14 protein-coding genes and 1 pseudogene are annotated in these 16799 nt (G+C 45.3%); 14 read left to right on the top strand and 1 reads right to left on the bottom strand.

Going from position 1 to position 16799, the window contains the following annotated elements; translation table 11 throughout:
* Positions 1 to 72 precede the first annotated feature (72 nt).
* The 14 genes from ACVBEG_RS19275 to ACVBEG_RS19210 all read left to right on the top strand — a co-directional run bounded on the left by ACVBEG_RS19275 (position 73) and on the right by ACVBEG_RS19210 (position 16183).
* Entirely contained in the window at positions 73 to 1563 is a 1491-nt protein-coding gene (locus ACVBEG_RS19275; protein ID WP_447108212.1) for an MBL fold metallo-hydrolase, read from the top strand.
* A gap of 122 nt (positions 1564 to 1685) precedes the next feature.
* Positions 1686 to 2210 carry a transcription/translation regulatory transformer protein RfaH gene (gene rfaH, locus ACVBEG_RS19270; protein ID WP_447108211.1) on the top strand — a complete coding sequence of 175 codons (525 nt, stop codon included), beginning with the start codon at positions 1686 to 1688 and terminating at the stop codon, positions 2208 to 2210.
* Positions 2211 to 2438: 228 nt separating this feature from the next.
* Positions 2439 to 3008, top strand: coding sequence for a dTDP-4-dehydrorhamnose 3,5-epimerase (rfbC, locus tag ACVBEG_RS19265; protein ID WP_447108476.1), 570 nt, complete (start codon positions 2439 to 2441; stop codon positions 3006 to 3008).
* Positions 2953 to 4278 carry a flippase gene (locus ACVBEG_RS19260; RefSeq protein ID WP_447108210.1) on the top strand — a complete coding sequence of 442 codons (1326 nt, stop codon included), beginning with the start codon at positions 2953 to 2955 and terminating at the stop codon, positions 4276 to 4278. The genes rfbC and ACVBEG_RS19260 overlap by 56 nt, the downstream gene beginning before the upstream one ends.
* 7 nt (positions 4279 to 4285) lie before the next feature.
* Positions 4286 to 5188 (top strand): glycosyltransferase family 2 protein, encoded by a 903-nt coding sequence (locus ACVBEG_RS19255; RefSeq protein WP_447108209.1) that lies wholly within the window; start codon positions 4286 to 4288, stop codon positions 5186 to 5188.
* A gap of 54 nt (positions 5189 to 5242) precedes the next feature.
* Complete coding sequence (locus tag ACVBEG_RS19250; RefSeq protein ID WP_447108208.1) at positions 5243 to 6496, top strand: glycosyltransferase; 1254 nt, start codon at positions 5243 to 5245, stop codon at positions 6494 to 6496.
* Positions 6497 to 6528: 32 nt separating this feature from the next.
* Positions 6529 to 7770: a glycosyltransferase family 4 protein gene (locus ACVBEG_RS19245; protein ID WP_447108207.1), complete on the top strand. Its 1242-nt coding sequence runs from the start codon at positions 6529 to 6531 to the stop codon at positions 7768 to 7770.
* Positions 7770 to 8627 (top strand): dTDP-4-dehydrorhamnose reductase family protein, encoded by an 858-nt coding sequence (locus ACVBEG_RS19240; protein WP_447108206.1) that lies wholly within the window; start codon positions 7770 to 7772, stop codon positions 8625 to 8627. Before ACVBEG_RS19245 ends, ACVBEG_RS19240 begins: the two co-directional genes overlap by 1 nt.
* A 21-nt stretch (positions 8628 to 8648) precedes the next feature.
* A complete protein-coding gene (locus tag ACVBEG_RS19235; protein WP_447108205.1) occupies positions 8649 to 9659 on the top strand; it encodes a polysaccharide biosynthesis protein in 1011 nt (336 codons plus the stop codon).
* Positions 9652 to 10779 carry a non-hydrolyzing UDP-N-acetylglucosamine 2-epimerase gene (gene wecB / locus ACVBEG_RS19230; protein ID WP_447108204.1) on the top strand — a complete coding sequence of 376 codons (1128 nt, stop codon included), beginning with the start codon at positions 9652 to 9654 and terminating at the stop codon, positions 10777 to 10779. Before ACVBEG_RS19235 ends, wecB begins: the two co-directional genes overlap by 8 nt.
* A 10-nt stretch (positions 10780 to 10789) precedes the next feature.
* Positions 10790 to 11749, top strand: a complete 960-nt coding sequence (locus tag ACVBEG_RS19225) for a UDP-glucose 4-epimerase family protein (protein WP_447108203.1) — start codon at positions 10790 to 10792, stop codon at positions 11747 to 11749.
* A complete protein-coding gene (locus tag ACVBEG_RS19220) occupies positions 11749 to 12786 on the top strand; it encodes an MraY family glycosyltransferase (protein WP_447108202.1) in 1038 nt (345 codons plus the stop codon). Before ACVBEG_RS19225 ends, ACVBEG_RS19220 begins: the two co-directional genes overlap by 1 nt.
* 94 nt (positions 12787 to 12880) lie before the next feature.
* Positions 12881 to 14875, top strand: coding sequence for a polysaccharide biosynthesis protein (locus ACVBEG_RS19215; RefSeq protein ID WP_447108475.1), 1995 nt, complete (start codon positions 12881 to 12883; stop codon positions 14873 to 14875).
* Positions 14876 to 15049: 174 nt separating this feature from the next.
* A complete protein-coding gene (locus tag ACVBEG_RS19210) occupies positions 15050 to 16183 on the top strand; it encodes a hypothetical protein (RefSeq protein WP_447108201.1) in 1134 nt (377 codons plus the stop codon).
* A 103-nt stretch (positions 16184 to 16286) separates the two neighbouring features.
* Here ACVBEG_RS19210 and ACVBEG_RS19205 read toward each other — a convergent pair.
* Positions 16287 to 16721: pseudogene (locus ACVBEG_RS19205) on the bottom strand (IS66 family transposase); the annotation flags it as partial.
* Positions 16722 to 16799: the final 78 nt, after the last annotated feature.

The following is a 16799-nucleotide window of genomic DNA, read 5'->3' as shown; positions in this document are numbered from 1 at the left end:
GTCCGGCTAAGCTGGACCGTTTTTTTATGGGCGAACATCGTCTTTCATGTAGCAAGACCGAGAGGGACTCTCATGCTTTACCCGGAAATCATCCACCACGGCGCCATTGACGGTGTCACAGGCTCTTGCCATCAACTGCAACTGGATGCAACAAGCAGCCTGCTGATCGACTGCGGCTTATTTCAGGGATTGGAAACCAGCAAGCAGGGTATCGTCGGGGCCGATTCATCGGCCATCGACTTTTCCATCGAAACCATCAAAGCCCTGATCGTTACGCACGTGCACGCTGACCATGTCGGGCGTATCCCTAATCTCCTGACCGCTGGCTTTAAAGGTCCGATTCTCTGCAGCGAGCCGTCGGCTAAATTGTTGCCGCTGGTGCTGGAAGACGCCTACACGCTCGAATACGGGCGAGACGAACAACACGTCGAGCGCTATCTCAAGCTAATCGAGTCGAGGATCATTGCGCTGCCCTTCGACACCTGGTTTAGCCTGGCAAAAACCCCTGAGCTTTCTTGCAGAGTTCGTCTGCAGCGTGCTGGGCATATTCTTGGTTCGGCTTATGTCGAATGCGATATCGACTACCCCGTCGAAAGCCGCAATAAGCGTATCGTTTTCTCGGGTGATCTGGGCGCCTCGCACACGCCACTGTTATCTCGTCCAAAATCCCCAGAACGCGCGGACTTACTGGTGCTGGAAAGCACCTATGGTGATCGCCTGCATGAAGACCGAGCTACACGCCTGTCGCGACTGGAAGAGGTCATTGACAGGGCTTTGGCAGATCATGGCACGGTACTGATTCCCGCATTCAGCATCGGGCGCACTCAGGAATTGCTCTACGAAATCGAAGATATTCTCCATCGCAAAGCGCTGCGGAACCCAAACACCGCCAATGAGGGGGTGGCGTTTGAAAGCCCCGCATCCGAGCAAGATCCAGGCAGCTCCCTATCCATCGATTGGCCTCAGCTACCGATCATCTTGGATTCACCCTTGGCCAGCCGTTTTACCAAGGTCTATCAGGAACTTGATGACTTCTGGGATGCCGAAGCTAAACAGCGACTAGACAACGGGCGCAAGCCGCTACGATTCGACCAACTGATTACCATCGACACCCATGCAAAGCATATGCAAACGGTCAACTACCTTGCCAGCACCGGCCGACCCGCTATCGTCATCGCGGGCAGCGGCATGTGCTCCGGTGGTCGAATCGTCAACTACCTGAAAGCCATGCTCGGTGACAGCAGGCATAATGTGCTTTTTGTGGGCTATCAAGCCAAAGGCACGCCGGGCGCGGCTATTCAGCAGCATGGTCAGATGGGTGGTTATGTCGAGCTGGACCGTGAGCGCTATCCCATTGTTGCGGGCGTGAGCACGATTAGCGGCTATTCCGCTCATGCGGATCAGAAAGGTTTGGTAGAATTTGTAACTGACATGGCAGATTGGCCGTCAGAGGTAAGGCTGGTACATGGTGACGCGCAGGCCAAAAAAGCGCTTCAGGCTGTCTTGCTTAGGAAGTCCCAACTGAAAGGCCACGAGTTAGCCGTGCTAATAGCGGGTAGTTAAAATACCACGCCAGCCTGTGCGGCATAGACAGTCCAGGCTGGCGCGGAGCAGCAGCGGTCGTCGTAAGAGTCTTTGCGGTCAATGCCCAATGCAATGGATGCGATGTCAGTGATGGATTGGAGATGAATATTTATAATGACGAAGGCGCTTCAATCTGCGTTCAGCAGAAAAGCTGGTACCTCGTGCAATGCAAACCACGTCAGGATGAGCGTGCTGAAGACAATCTGGCGCGTCAGGGTTATGAGATTTCTCGCCCGAAATGCCGGTATCAGAGGCTGATTCGTGGGCAGCGTCAGTGGGCGGTGGAGTCATTATTTCCGGGTTACTTGTTTATCAATCTACCCACAGAGTCAAACTGGGGACCGCTTCGCTCGACTCGAGGAGTAAGTCGTGTGGTTAGCTTTGGTGGCGTGCCCGTGGCAGTGAGCGACAGCCTCATCAAACAGCTTCAGGCACGAGCAGAAATCGACGCAAAACCGGAGCTAAAGCCAGGCGATAATGTGCGAATTACCGAGGATGGGTTCGCTGAGCTCGATGCAATTTTTATGGCGATGGATGGAGATGAGCGGGTCATTCTGTTGATCAACCTCCTCAATCGTCAGCAGCAAATTAGCGTGCCTATGGCAAGCATCTGCAGCAACGAGTAAATCACCTCGGTCCTAATGACCCTGGCCAGACATGTTAGTGAACACGGCGTTCTCAGGAAACCAACGGTAAATCCTGGGGCGGTAGCGTGTCTGTTCGCATAATACTCTATTGATATTCAGTTATCGTTCTCTGATAAACCGATTGGGCATAGTAAAAACAACGCTGGCCCGATCAAGAAAAAGTGGCTGCGGCCCAAATCGAATTGCTTTGTTGGGTTGCGAATGAGTATTAATATTGTGGTTACCGATATTTCAGGATTGCTAATAATTGAGCCTTCCGTGTTTGAAGATGAGCGAGGCTTTTTTTTTGAAAGCTTTAACGAACGATCTTTTTACGAGCAATTAGAGTTTTTATCTTTGCCAAAGCCACGACCTTTTGTTCAGGATAACCATTCTGTATCTAGGAAGGGTGTACTCAGAGGGTTGCATTATCAAACCACACCCTGCGCCCAAGGAAAATTGGTTCGTGTTGTTCAAGGTGCTGCCTATGACGTTGCTGTCGACATCCGTGAAGGGTCGCCAACTTTTGGTCGGTGGGTAGGCGTTGAGTTGAGTGCACTAAATAAGCGAATGTTCTGGATTCCTGAAGGTTTTGCTCATGGGTTTTTAGCGTTAGAAAATGATACCCAGTTTTTGTACAAAGCAACAGACTACTACTCTCCGCGCCATGAAAGAAACTTGCTATGGAATGATCTTGGTATAAACATTAAATGGCCAGAGTTAGACGTAGCGATAATAATTAATGAAAAAGATGCAGGCGCACCCTGTCTTGCAGATTTTCCTTTGGTCAGCATATAATTATATGAGTTTGATTAAAAATAGTTTTTGGAATATCGCTGGATTTGCCATCCCTATTGTTATAGCTATACCTGCTATAGGGTATTTGGCTCGGGTATTAGGTGTTGAAAGATTCGGGTTATTCACACTTGCTTATGCGGTCGTTGGTTATGCGAGCATTTTTGATGCGGGTCTTTCACGGGCGGTGATCAGAGCCGTGGCTATGCACCGTGATCAGGATAAAAAGCTAGGAGAGATTTTAGGTACCTCAACTGTCTTTGTTTTGGGGTTAAGTATATGTGCCTCGTTGCTTTTGTATCTAAATGCTAAAAACATCACATTCTATTTATCGGTTTCAGAGGCGTTTAGTGCTGATGCAGTTGAAGGGTTTCAATGGTTGAGTTTTGCAGTTGTTCCACTTCTGCTTAGTACGATTTGGTTTTCATATCTAGAAGGGGAAAGTGAGTTTTTGAAATTAAATACGCTTAAAGTAATCACTGGTGTGGCAATCGCTATAATGCCTGTTGTTGTTGTTTTTTATCAGGTGAGTTTTAAGTCAGCTGTTATTGGTTTGGTCTTGGGTCGATTATTCACAGCGCTAGTAGCCTACGGTTATGGATTGGGCCGGTTCAGGAAAGATATAGTAACTGTAGATATGCAGACTTTAAAAGAGCTACTCAGGTTTGGTGGATGGATAACGGTTAGTAATATATTGAGTCCTGTGATGGTGTATTTTGATAGGTTCTTTATTTCGAATGCCTTAGGTGCACAGTCCGTTGCCTTTTATACTGCTCCAGCCGAGGCCGTCGCGAGAATGTTATTGATCCCTATGGCTATTTCTAAAGTGATATTCCCCATGCTGAGTGCTAAGCATGAGAATGCTAATGTTCAGACCGATTTTGCATTTAAGTTACTGCTTGTCTTTAGCGTTGTGATGGCAATTTTTGTATTTATATTGGCGAATGAAATATTATTGCTATGGATGGGGCCAGACTATATTGGAGAGTCGGTAACCGTACTACGGATTTTGGCTGTAGGGTTTGTATTTAATTCAATTGCACAAATACCATTTGCAAAAATCCAGGCGGGCGGCCACTCTAAAATAACAGCGCTCATACACCTTGCAGAAATTGTCCCGTATGTATTACTCATGTTTTTTTTGGTGAAAGAGTTGTCCTTGGTCGGTGCCGCTATCGCTTGGTCGTTTAGGGTGTTTGTCGATTATGTAGCTTTGGACCTAGCGTCGCGACAGATCATTAAAGTTGAGAGAGGCTCTAATGGACTGCGTTGATATCGTAATGGCGACCTACAATGGCGAAAGGTATTTAGTGGCACAGCTAGAGTCTCTTCTTTTGCAAACCCATACAAATTGGAAACTGTATGTTAGCGATGATGGGTCGGTTGATAATACAGTTAAAATTGCAAAAGATTATATGTTAAAAGATTCAAGGATAACCGTAGTTAATACCGATCGCCAAGGGGGTGTGGTAAAAAACTTCGATAAGGCGCTGAGCTTTTCGAAGTCTGATCATATAATGTTTTGTGATCAGGACGACATTTGGATGCCTGCTAAGATTTCAAGTATGCTCGCTGCGATAAAAGAAAAAGAGTTAGAGGTGGGCGCAGAAAAACCAGTTTTAGCATTCTCGGATCTCTGTCTCGTTGACGAGAAAGGCAGCGTCACTGAGGAAAGCTTTTACGAGAGTAATAAGCTAAACCCTATACATAACTTGGATATCAAGTATCTGTCATGGCGCTCTACAGTTTATGGTTGCACTGTAATAGTTAACAGAGCACTACTGATGCAGGCCCTGCCTTTGCCTTCTGGCGTTCCCATGCACGACCAGTGGTTGTGTTTGATAGCACTGCACACGGGAGCCGTTGTATATGTTGATTCAAGTACGATTTATTACAGGCAGCACGCGAATAATGTTGTTGGAGGGGCCGGAAGCAATTTTTTCGGAAAATTGATTTCGATTAAGAAGCTTCTATCCAATGTGAGAAAATCGGTGATCGGTTGTATTAATCAAAATTCAGCAATGCAACAATGTCTATCGGAATATAGAACTGAATCATATATTGATCTAAGAGTTGCCTCGGGTAGGTTTGTTTTTTTGAAAAATAATGTGATTCCCTACTGGAAAGAAAAAAAAAGTTATACCTTCTTCTTTCTCTTATTCATGCTTCTAGACGGACGTTAAACGGTTTTGGTTGCGTTAAGATAGTTTATTACATGTGATCTATTGTTGATATGAGTGCTGCGCCGAAAGAAAAATTTAAAAGGCGGGAATATGGTCCCTTGTAATGTTGTGAAATCTAAGCTGTCTGGCACAGGTTCGGTTCGAAAAAAAATAATATTAACTTTTGTTGGATTTTATCTGCCTGGCTATAAAAGTGGTGGGCCTTTACGCACTATTATGAATATGGTGAGTAGCTTAAGTGACGAATTTGAGTTCCTCATAGTTACACGCGATCATGATATTGGTGAGGAAAATGTTTACCCTGATATTGTTTGCAATGAATGGCTAGATGTTCAGGGAGCTAAATTATATTATTTACCTGAGAGGGATGCGTCAGTTAGTTTCTTCAAAGGGCTTTTGTCTAGAACAGATTACGATATTTTGTATTTGAATAGTTTTTTTGATGTCGATTTTTCAATTAAACCTCTGCTTGCAAACGCTTTGCTAAACACTGCCGCTAAGCGTCCGGTAGTCCTTGCACCACGGGGAGAGTTTTCGCCAGGGGCATTGAGTTTGAAAAGTCTGAAGAAAAAAATATATTTACATGTTTCAAAATCTCTAAGGATATACAAGGGTGTGACATTTCAAGCCTCAAGTGAGTTTGAGGCTAACTACATTAAAGATATTATGAGTTATGTTGAACCTCCTGTAAAAATTGCTATCGATTTACCGGGTAAAGGCACTTGCGAACATCTCGCAGCAGAGCCGCACAAATTAGTAACTGAGTCGGTGCTAAGGGTCGTCTTTCTTTCGCGTATTTCACCAATGAAAAACCTGGATTTTGCTTTAAAGATGTTGCACAACTCTACCGTTGATATCGTTTTTGATATTTACGGACCTATCGAGGATGTTGCTTATTGGGAGGTGTGTTCAGCATTAATAGAGACTCTCCCAAAAAACATTAAGGTAAATTATTGCGGCCCTGTTGCACCCGATGACGTGAGCAGTACATTTTCTAAGTATGATTTGTTCTTCTTTCCGACAAGAGGTGAAAACTATGGACATGTAATTGCAGAGTCGTTGTGCGCGGGAACTACTGTACTCATCAGCGATCAGACACCTTGGAAGGGTCTGGCGCGAGACGGTTTGGGATGGGATATCCCTTTGGACTCACATGCTGAGATGACCGATGCTATAGCTGATCTTGCCTCGCGCACCCCTGCGTCGCGATTCCAGCATCGGAAGTTGGTTCAGTCAAAAATTGCTGAAAGATTAGCAAATCCAGAAAGTATTCAAGCAAACCGTGATTTGTTCAATAACTTGGCTTGAGTTGGATTTCGTATCCGATCTATAGGGGTGATATGCAGATTTTGGTTCTATCTCAGTATTTTTGGCCTGAAAACTTTATTATTAATGACTTTGTTAAAGTACTATCAGCTCAGGGTAATGAGGTTGTAGTTGCTACAGGCAAACCAAACTATCCAGATGGAAAAATTTTCCCGGGGTACTCAAAGGATGGTGTCATGCGTGATACCTGGTTCGATGATATCGAGGTAGTGCGAGTACCTTTATATCCTAGAGGTAAGGGGGGCGCTGTTAATTTGTTGAAAAATTATTTCTCTTTTGTATGTTATGGGCTGTGGTACTTTCCTAAGCTATTAAAAGGTAAGCAGTTCGATGTGATTTTCGTATTTGCACCTTCACCTATTTTGCAGGTTATACCCGCTTTATTATTGAAAAAAATTAAGCGCGCTCATCTGGCTGTTTGGGTGCAGGATCTATGGCCGGAAAGCTTGGCTGCTACCGGATTTATAAAGAATAAAATGGCCTTAAAGGTAGTAGGTTGGGGCGTTAGAGCAATATATTCATATTGCGACACCTTACTCGTTCAATCGAAATCATTTGTGGAGCCGGTGGCAAAATTTGCTGCTCGTAATAAAATTTTGTATTATCCAAATTCACTTCTATCGAGCTCGCTAGATGAGAAAAATGGGATGCTACCTGCGGAGTTGCAAGAGAAACTATCTTCTGGATTTAATTTGGTTTTCGCGGGAAATATTGGAACAGCGCAGGCAGTTGAAACACTTATCGAGGCGTGCAGGCGTTTAAAAGGTGATAGTGATTTTAAACTTTTTATGGTGGGGAGCGGGAGCCGGTTAGACTGGGTCAAAGCGTGCAAAGAATCAGATAAATTAGACAATCTTATATTACCTGGTAGGTTTCCAGCAGCAATGATGCCGTCAATTTTTGAAAAGGCATCTGCGCTGCTTGTATCTTTAAAAGATGACGAGATCTTTTCGTATACAATACCTAGCAAAATACAAAGTTATCTCGCAGCTGGCCGTCCAGTCATCGCTTCACTTAGAGGTGAAGGGGCTCAGGTGGTTAAAGATGCTGGCGCAGGGTTTTCATGTGCACCAGAAAACGCGGAAGAACTTGTTTTATGTATTAAAAAGATGATGGATTTGGATCCTGTGGAGCGCCAGCACTTGGGTGTGTCAGGTAAACAATTCTATGAGAAAAATTTCGAGATGCGCCAGCAAGTACACAATTTAGTTAATATTCTTCAGGAAAAACTTAAAAAATCAAGAGAGAATGAATAATGAAAGTTTTACTGCTTGGCGTAACAGGCATGCTGGGCAATGCCGCCTATAGGGCCTTCTGTAGCGACTCGCGTTACGAGGTTTGGGGAACTCTTCGTAATGCTTCTGGTGCTAGGTACTTTGCGCCAGAGACAAGGGGGAACTTGATCAGCGGTGTAGATGTCAGTGACTTTGATTCAATTGTCTCTGTTTTTAATCGGATCAAGCCGGACGTTGTGATTAACTGCGTGGGTTTAATAAAGCAGCTTGCAGATGCCAATAATCCACTATCGGTTTTACCCATTAATGCGATGCTGCCCCACAGATTATCCCTCCTGTGTGGAATGGTGGGTGCTCGATTAGTTCATATTAGCACCGATTGTGTTTTTTCCGGGCGTAAAGGGCAGTATACAGAAAGTGACACTTCCGATGCAGATGATCTCTATGGGAAATCAAAATTTATTGGCGAGTTACAAGACATTGACCATGCGATTACATTGCGCACCTCTATAATTGGTCATGAACTCGCTAGCCACTACGCGCTTGTGGACTGGTTTTTATCACAGGACAAGGCGGTTAAAGGTTTTTCCAGGGCTATTTTTTCGGGTCTGCCCACGATTGAACTTGCTCGCGTGATAAAGGATTTTGTTTTACCAAATCCTAGTCTAAATGGTCTTTATCATGTTTCAGTTGAGCCTATTTCAAAGTTCTCTTTACTGAAACTTGTCGCTGAAATATACGATAAAAAAATAGACATAATAGAGGACGATTCATTTAAGATTGATCGATCCTTGGTGAGTGAGCGATTTAAACATGCGACTGGTTACAATGCGCCAGCATGGCCTGCACTTATTCAGTTGATGCACAGTTCAAGGTAATTATTAGCTATGGAATATACTATGTTCGATAATAAAGTTTTGATGATTACCGGTGGGACTGGATCATTCGGCCACACAGTGCTTAAGCGGTTTTTGAATACTAACGTGAAAGAAATCCGGATCTTTAGTCGTGATGAGAAAAAGCAAGAAGATATGCGCATTGCTTTAGCCAACGATAAGGTAAAATTTTATATTGGAGACGTCAGAAATCTCGACAGTCTCCAGCAGGCGATGGTGGGTGTCGATTATATCTTCCACGCAGCAGCCCTCAAGCAAGTCCCCTCCTGTGAGTTTTACCCGATGGAGGCAGTTCGTACAAATGTATTGGGGACAGAAAATGTCCTGAACGCCGCTATCTCCTCAGGCGTGAAGCGCGTCGTAGTCCTGAGCACGGATAAAGCGGTTTATCCGATTAATGCAATGGGCATCTCTAAAGCAATGGGTGAGAAGCTGGTTGTAGCGAAGTCGAGAATGATTCCAGATAGTGGGCCGGTAATATGTGCCACTCGTTATGGAAACGTAATGGCTTCAAGAGGCTCGGTGATACCTCTGTTTGTTAATCAAATTCGTAGCGGCGAGGACATGACTGTCACTGATCCGGAAATGACCAGGTTTTTGATGTCGCTCGAAGACTCAGTCGACCTTGTGCTACACGCTTTCGAATTCGGTAAGCAAGGTGATATTTTTATTCAAAAAGCTCCCGCGTCTACTGTGGGGGATCTCGCATTGGCGCTCAGGGAGCTTTTCGGTAAAAGCAATGAAGTGAAGGTGATCGGTACACGTCACGGTGAGAAGTTATATGAGTCACTTGTGTCTCGTGAAGAAATGGCAAAAGCAGAGGATATGGGGCGCTATTACCGTATACCCGCAGATAATCGGGATCTAAATTATAATAAGTACTTTGTCGAAGGAGAGCAGAAAATCGCTGAATTTGACGATTATACGTCTCATAATACGGAACGTCTCAATGTCGCAGGTGTCAAAAAGCTTCTTCTGAAACTTGATTACATTAAGGAACAACTTAATGCTTAAGGTGATGACCTTAGTTGGCACGCGACCTGAACTCATCAAGATGAGCCGTGTGATTGCTGAGCTTGACAAGCAGACCTATCATATTTTGGTCCATTCTGGACAGAATTATGATTATGAACTGAATCAAGTTTTTTTTGACGACCTGGAAATTCGCAAACCTGATCATTTTTTGGGTGCAGTGGGTGAGACGGTTGCTAAAACTATTGCTGAGGTTATCTCCAAAGCGGATGAGATTTTCGAACGTGAAGCACCTGACGCACTGTTACTTTATGGTGATACCAATACTTGCCTTGCAATAATCGCGGCGAAACGCAGAAAAATACCAGTATTTCATATGGAGGCCGGTAATCGCTGCTTTGATCAACGTGTTCCCGAGGAACTCAATCGTAAAGTACTTGATCATTTAAGCGACATTAACTTGGTGCTTACCGAGCATGCTCGTCGCTACCTATTGGATGAAGGTATTCGCCCTGAGACTATCATTAAAACCGGGTCTCATATGGAAGAGGTTCTCGAATATTATATGCCACGAATAGTGGCCTCTGATGTTCTTTGTCGGGAGGGCCTTGAGGACGGTAAATATTTTGTCGTGAGTGCGCACCGAGAAGAAAATGTCGATACCCCTGATAATCTTCGAGACCTTTTGGCGTCTCTTCGCGCTTTGGCGGATAAGTACCAATATCCGATAATTGTTTCGACGCATCCGCGCACCCGTAAAAGATTAGAAGCACTTGGCGAGAAACTCGATCATCCACTTATACAATTTGTGAAACCGTATGGGCTCCTTGACTATATAAAATTACAGATGGGATCGTTTTGTGTTCTGTCTGACAGTGGGACGATCACCGAAGAGGCATCATTGCTGAACCTGCCTGCGGTGACTATTCGTAATGCGCACGAACGTCCTGAGGGAATGGATGATGGAACGTTGATCATGTGCGGTCTTAAGCCTGATCGTGTTCTTGACGCTGTCCGGATTGTAACAAGTCAGCATGACAGGAATACAAGAGTCGTTTCTGTGGTGAAAGATTATCTGGGCGGGCCCGTGTCCAAAAAAATCGTTCGGATTGTTCATAGCTATACTGATTATATTAATCGAACTGTGTGGTCCAAAGCTTAAGGAATGTACCATGCGCATTTTGATAACGGGGGCGTCGGGGTTTATCGGTTCAAGACTTCTTGACGTTTTGGCCCGGAAAGAGGGAGTAGAACTTTGTGCTGCTGCTCGTCATGAAGCCTTTGATCGTCCTGCGTCGGTACAACTGTTCAAAATCGAGGGGCTTTCATCTTCCGTCGATTGGACGAGCGCAGTTAAGCGCACCGACATTGTCGTGCATGCTGCAGCGCGCGTCCATGTCATGGATGATGCCGCAGTTAGTCCAATAGATGAGTTTCGAAAAATAAATGTTGAAGGCACTCTGAATTTGGCCCTTCAATCGGCAGCTTGCGGGGTCAAGCGTTTTGTCTTTATTAGTTCTATCAAAGTTAACGGCGAGGGTACGTTACCTGGTACCGCGTACTCCGCGGATGACGTCCCTGCACCGGTAGACCCTTACGGCGTCTCCAAAATGGAGGCTGAATTAGGTTTAAAGAGAATAGCGGATGAAACGGGGCTCGAGGTAGTTATCATTAGACCAGTGTTGGTCTATGGTCCGGGAGTTAAAGCTAATTTTCTTACCATGATGCGTTGGTTGGCCAAGGGCTTGCCGATGCCTTTTGGCTCTATTGATAATCGTCGAAGCTTGGTAGCGCTTGATAATCTAGTCGACCTTATTGTGACGTGTATCGACCACCCAGCGGCGGCGAATCAAATTTTTCTGGTCAGTGATGGCGAAGACTTGTCCACAACCGAGCTTATGCGCCGCATGGCGATTGCTCTAGATAAGCCTGCGCGTCTGCTACCCTTGCCTCAGAAGCTTTTACAGAACTGCGCGACGCTGCTAGGCAAAGAAGCGGTCACTCAGCGCCTATGCGGCTCATTACAAGTAGATATAGGTAAAACTCGATCACTATTAGGGTGGACGCCACCTATTAGTGTCCATAGGGCTCTTAAGAGCACAGCATTGTATTTTCAGGAACGTCAAAAATAATGATCCATTGGTGGCTCCTTCCCGCTGTAGCTTGTTTTTCTTTTGTTCTAACTGCGGCTTTACGCCGGTATGCTTTGGCTCGAAGCTTGATGGATGTTCCAAATGCGCGTAGCTCGCATTCAATCCCTACTCCTCGTGGAGGGGGCGTTGCTATTGTTGTCGCGTTTTCCCTGGCCCTTCCAGTTTTAGGTTGGGCGGGATTCGTCCCTGGTACTATCCTGATAGCTTTGGGTGGTGCCGGGATCTTGGTCGCGGTCATTGGATTTATGGATGATCATGGTCATATTGCAGCACGGTGGCGGTTATTAGGCCATTTCAGTGCTGCGGCATGGTCGTTATTTTGGTTGGGGGGACTACCTGCCGTCAGCATATTTGGCATGACCGTAGATCTCAGCTGGTTTGGCCATATTATTGCCGCCGTCTATCTGGTCTGGATGCTCAATCTCTACAACTTCATGGATGGTATAGATGGTATCGCAAGTATCGAAGCTATTTGTTCCTGCCTTGGAGCATGCCTACTTTATTGGCTCAATGGATTTTTCGGACTTATTTGGCTACCGTTCGTATTGGCCATGGCTGTAACTGGCTTCCTTTTCTGGAATTTCCCGCCCGCCCGAATTTTTATGGGGGATGCAGGGAGTGGATTTTTAGGAGTTGCCCTAGGTGTTATCTCTCTGCAGGCTGCGTGGGTTTCTCCTCAGTTTCTCTGGAGCTGGTTGATCCTTCTGGGCGTATTCATTGTTGATGCAACCTTTACCCTTATGCGCCGTTTATTGCGCGGAGACAAGGTCTACGAGGCTCACCGTAGCCATGCTTATCAGTTTGCATCGCGCCAGTGGGGTAAACATTTGCCGGTGACGTTGGCGGTTGGCGCAATCAATTTTTTTTGGCTTCTGCCTATTGCATTATGTGTGACTTTAATGGGGGTGGACGGCGCGGTAGGTCTAATTGTTGCCTACGTGCCATTAGTAATATTGGCAGTCAAATATCGCGCGGGTGAGCTAGAAGAAGTCCATTCGATTTCGGGTCCGATTTAGGCATTCATTTTTATAAAGTGCTAATTGGTTCAAGATACGTAAAATAGGCGTGTGAGATTTGTTTTGGGAGCGATACAAGGTGTTCGAAGAAACCATGGACAAATTACGAGCATTGTTGCTAGGGCTACCACGCCGTCAGAAACGGTTCATTCAGGTCATTGCCGATGTATTTTTGGTCTGGGTTGCCCTGTGGCTTGCGTTTATGGTGCGTCTTGGGATAGACGAGATGGTCAATCCATTCATTAACCATCTTTGGCTTTTTCTAACAGCCCCTGTCGTAGCCATTCCATTGTTCATCCGCTTCGGCATGTATCGCGCCGTCATGCGCTATTTTGGTAACGATGCGTTAATCGCTATCATTAAAGCCGTTAGCCTTTCCGCACTGATCCTAGGCTTTATTGTTTACTGGTATAGTAATCACCAGCCCGTAGTGCCTCGTTCAATCATGTTTAATTATTGGTGGTTAAGCTTGGTGATGATTGGCGGTCTGCGCTTAGCCATGCGGCAGTATTTTCTGGGCGATTGGTTCGCGGCGGCTCAACATGTTCCGTTTACGAATCGTGATGACGGTCTGCCCAAGGTCGCGATCTACGGTGCTGGTGCTGCTGGCAACCAGCTCGTGGCAGCCTTGCGCATGGGTAGGCTGATGCGACCTATTGCTTTTATAGATGATGATGATAGCATTTCGAACCGTGTCATTTCTGGTTTGCAAGTCTATAAGCCAAGGCATATCCAGCGATTGATCGATGTAACGGGCGCGCAGGAAATTCTACTGGCCGTTCCTTCCTGCTCACGTGGCCGTCGTAGAGAAATTCTTGGTTATTTAGAAGGGTTCCCGCTACACGTAAGGAGTGTGCCAGGATTCATGGATCTGGCCAGCGGCAGGGTTAAGGTAGATGATATTCAAGAGGTTGATATTGCTGACTTGTTGGGCCGAGATACTGTGCCTGCTCAAGAAGACCTACTTGAGCTTTGTGTTAAAGGTCAATCCGTACTTGTGACGGGGGCTGGAGGCTCGATAGGTTCCGAGTTATGCCGACAGATACTATCGCTAGGGCCGATCACGCTCTTGCTATTTGAACATAGTGAGTTCAATCTTTACACCATTCTCTCTGAACTCGAACAACGTATTGCGCGTGAATCTTTGCCAGTTAAACTTTTACCAATCTTAGGTTCGGTCCGTAATCAATCAAAACTTCTTGATGTGATGAAAGCTTGGAGCGTGAACACGGTTTATCACGCTGCTGCTTATAAGCATGTCCCGATGGTCGAACACAATATTGCCGAAGGTGTTTTGAATAATGTGGTAGGTACTCTGAACACTGCGCAAGCAGCGTTGCAGGCAGGTGTAGCTAATTTTGTATTAATCTCTACTGATAAAGCGGTTAGGCCAACGAATGTAATGGGAAGCACAAAGCGACTTGCAGAACTCACGTTGCAAGCCTTAAGCAGAGAGCTTGCTCCTGTTATGTTTGGCGACAAAGTGAAAGTTTCTCAGGTAAACAAAACGCGATTCACCATGGTGAGATTTGGGAATGTATTAGGGTCTTCAGGCTCCGTGATTCCTCTGTTCCATAAGCAAATCAAGTCAGGTGGACCGCTAACTGTCACTCATCCAAAAATTACCCGATATTTCATGACCATTCCTGAGGCCGCGCAGTTAGTGATCCAAGCTGGTTCAATGGGGCAAGGGGGAGATGTGTTCGTGTTGGATATGGGGGAGCCAGTGAAAATTGTTGAACTGGCAGAGAAAATGGTTCATCTCTCTGGCCTTAGCGTTCGCTCAGAGAAAACTCCCCATGGCGACATAGCTATAGAGTTCAGTGGATTACGACCTGGTGAAAAACTTTACGAGGAACTACTGATTGGCGACAACGTCGCAGCGACAAGACACCCAATGATCATGAGCGCAAATGAAGATTTTCTTCCATGGGATACGCTGAAAGAAAAACTCTCGGAACTTCTTGTCGCTGTAGATCGCGATGACTATAGCAAAGTTCGACAGATATTACGTGAAACGGTAAGCGGATACACACCAGAAGGTGAAATTGTTGATTGGATATTTTTACAGCACCGTCTCGAACCCTAGAACTAGAGAGCTAGCGTTTTTTTATAGATATAAGAGCTGTTGGGTAGGCGAGTAGATGGGGGAGCGAGCGATGATAAAACTCAAAAATTCATATTTATGCAGTATCTATAAAATACTGCGATTTTGTTGTCTATTTCCTCCAGGCTGCAAAATCTAACTAAACTAGTGAGTACAATGAATCGTCTTACCTTGTTTCCAGCTGGTATCATCATAGCGTTTTCACTTAGTTTGTTTTTAGCTACTTTTAGGCTTTCATATTTTTATGATGAGGTGGATTTATTACCCTCTCTTGCTGTGTTGGTAATTGTAGTATGTACATTTATAATGGCAGCCCCTTTTAGTAAACTAGGCAGTCTGCCCGCACCAACACCGAAGGAATACTCAATTTTCTATATACAAACATTATTTGTTTTTATTTATTTTTTAGTGGAACTCGGGGTTTATGGCATACCGTTACTTGGATTAGATCGCTCTGAGTTTACGGGTGTCAAGACTTGGCATGTCCTATTTTATGGGTTTCTATTTTATCTAAACGTAAAGTCATCAACCCTTAAATCTTTAAAGCCATCAGTGCTAATATTTATCGTGTCATCCACCCTTGGGGCGCTAATGATGACGCGACAATTAATGATGTATTCTTTTCTTGTGTTAATTATTTCTCTTACGTCAAGGGGGAAGCTAAAAGCTTGGCATATTGTAACAATGTGCGCCTTGGTCTCTGTGCTTTTTGGAATGCTTGGCAATATAAGAGAGTCAGGTGATGGTGATTATATACTGAAAGTAGGAGGTGCAAATGATAAAGGCCTACAGGTTCCATCGTCATTGTATTGGATGTGGCTTTATATTGTATGCCCAATATATAACTTATCCTACAACTTCAAGGGTCATGATATTTTTGAGATCAGAATAGATGATGTAAAGGTATTGCTGGTAAATATATTTGTACCTGAATTTTTATACACAAGACTTGATGTTGTGCGTCCTGAGCCGGATTATGTAATGCCCCATTTAAACGTTGCCTCAGGATTTGGATTGTCGGTAAAATATGCAGGGGTTTTCGGAGTGCTTGTGCACTCGCTATCGCTATTATTATTCTATCTTATTGGTATTTTCTCTTTGAGTGGGAAATACAAGGTGGCTTTTACTGTTCACTTTTCTGCGTGTGCAATATTGTTTTTCTTCAATAATACATTTACACAGGCTGAGTACTATCTGGTTTTTAGTTACATATATGTATTTGCCGTCGTCAGCTCGGTCTTGGAGTTTTTTACTTCCAAGTGTAACCAAGTGGTAGATGGTCCAGATTAATTAAATGGTAAGTGACCCATCGCTACACTCGTTTTAGTGGGAAGGAGCGGCATTAACAGTATCCGATCCATGAACTACACCTACCGCCAGACTACCACCTCGTTTACCGTGGCATCTCTGGCGAGCAGTTCCATGGCAATAGCGCTTCGTAGTCGGCCACCGACTGCGCATGCGGCAGTCGTTCCAGTACGTGGCGCAGCCACGTATAGGGCTCTTGGCCGTTGACCTTGGCGGTCTCGACCAAGCTGTAGATCTGGGCACTCGCGTTGGCGCCCTTGGGTGTGTCGCTGAAAAGCCATGCTTTGCGGCCTATTACAAACGGTTTTATTGCGCGCTCAGCCCTGTTGTTGTCTATCGGTAAAAAACCAGCCTCCACGTAACGTTCCAGCCGGCTCCAGTTGCTGGCCAGATAACTGACGGCTCGGCCCAGCACGCTCTGCGGCGTAATCTGGAGATGTGTTTTCTCCAGCCAGCTTTTCAGTTGCGCCAGGACCGGCAAACTCTTTTCCTGTCGACCGACAAAGCGTGGTTCATCGCTCGTAAGGGATCCATGAACCCCACATTCAAAGCCGTCATCTGATCTCCGATGCTGTGCTCCCGAATTCTCTCAGGAGCC

The sequence above is a fragment of the Pseudomonas sp. GG8 genome, assembly GCF_052976945.1.
This window is presented reverse-complemented; position numbering and strand designations above follow the sequence as displayed.